Source organism: Rhodoferax sp., from assembly GCF_039922535.1.
GTDB lineage: Bacteria > Pseudomonadota > Gammaproteobacteria > Burkholderiales > Burkholderiaceae_C > Rhodoferax_B.
Map to the genome: position 1 here is coordinate 1 of NZ_JBDTEM010000026.1, position 1523 is coordinate 1523.

Annotated in this window: 2 protein-coding genes; both read right to left on the reverse strand. The window is 65.7% G+C overall.

Annotated features, from left to right (window positions below):
- The coding region (locus ABI213_RS01210) for an MMPL family transporter (protein ID WP_348025753.1) at positions 1-1108 on the reverse strand (1108 nt) is incomplete at its 3' end.
- The coding region (locus ABI213_RS01215) for a LolA-related protein (RefSeq protein WP_348025755.1) at positions 1105-1523 on the reverse strand (419 nt) is incomplete at its 5' end. The genes ABI213_RS01215 and ABI213_RS01210, both read right to left, overlap by 4 nt.

Below are 1523 nucleotides of genomic sequence, written 5' to 3' on the forward strand. Positions count from 1 at the left end.
AGCCCGACAGCAGCAGCGACGCAAAGCCGCAGATCGAGGTCATCACCCCCAGCCGGATGGTGGGCCAAAAGCGCTTCACCCACGCGCCCCGGTCCTGGTCCGCCGCCGAGGTGTCTGACTGCACAAACAGGTAAATCGAATAGTCCACCGCCTCGCCGATCAGCGTGGTGCCAAAGCCCAGCGTGAGGCCGTGCACCGTACCAAAGCCCAGGCTCACCGCCGCGATGCCTGCCACGGCCCCTACCAGCACCGGCAACAGGCCCAGCACCATCGTGACGACCGAGCGGTAGATCAGCCACAGTAAAAGAACAATCAGCACGATGCTGATGGCCGAAAGGCGCTTGACCTCGGACTCGATGGTGTTGCGCACATTCACGCCAAACACACCAGGGCCCGTCAGCACCAGGCGGGCGGTGGCCGCAGGGCCATTTTGGGCGGCCACGGCTTCGGCAAACGCGGCACGGATGGTGTCCATGGCACGCTGCTGGCCATCGGTGTCCGAGCCCGCTGCGCGGGTTTGCAGCAGCAGCAAGGCGCGCTCGCCGTCGCGCGATGCCCACACGCCATCGGCGTTGCGCGGGCCGGTGCCGCCACGGCCCAGGGTATCCAGCAACAGCGGCAGTTCGCCCGTGGGGTCGTGGGGCAGCAGCGACTTGACCAGCAGCCCGGCGGGCGAGGCCAATAAATCCAGCGTGTCACCCAAAGCCGCACGCAGGCCGTCCACCGTGAAGTGCGCAGGCAGCATGGCCGGGCTGAGCTGGTAGCGGTGCGCCATCAAGAACGCCTGGTCGCGCTCCATGGCGACCAATTCACCGTTGCCCACGCTGCTGAACTGCGCCTCGCTGCGCAGCTTTTGGGCCACAGCTTTTGACAGGGCGGCGCGGGTTGGGCCGTCACTGCCCTCCACGCCCACCAGCACCAGGCGCGACACCAGGCCGTCGCGCAGTTGGTCTACCAGCAACTGCTGCTCGGGCGTGGGAGCCTGGGGCAAAAAGGCCGACATGTCGGCGGTAAAACGGGTCTGGCGCACCACCGCACCACACAGCAGCAGGGCCAGCAGGGCCAACCACACGGGCAAGAAACTGCGGCTGAAAATACGCTGGGTCATGGAGCTGCGGCGTTGTCGATCAGCATCACCGAGCGGTCTTTGTCGGCCTGCTCTACCTCGATACTGCGCAGCTCGGCGCGTTCACCTTGCATGGTGATGCGCTGCACCACGGCCAGCATCTTGGGGTTCAGCGGGCGCAGCACCAGGGTCCAGTGGGCTTCGTTGCCGTCCAAGGTCAACTGGTACAGACGCTCCAACGCAGCCTTGTCGCCCGCCAGCGTGCCGCGGATGCTTTCTACGAACACGCCCAGCTCAGGGTAATCTTTGACGCGCAGCACGTACTGGCGTTTGCCGCGCTCCACCGTGACGGTGTCGTGGTCTAGCACCATGGTTTCGGGTTTGGGCTTGAGGGTGCGTTTTTCCAGCCGGTCGGGGGCGGTGTAGAGCAGTTCGCCGGACGACAGCACAGGCTTGT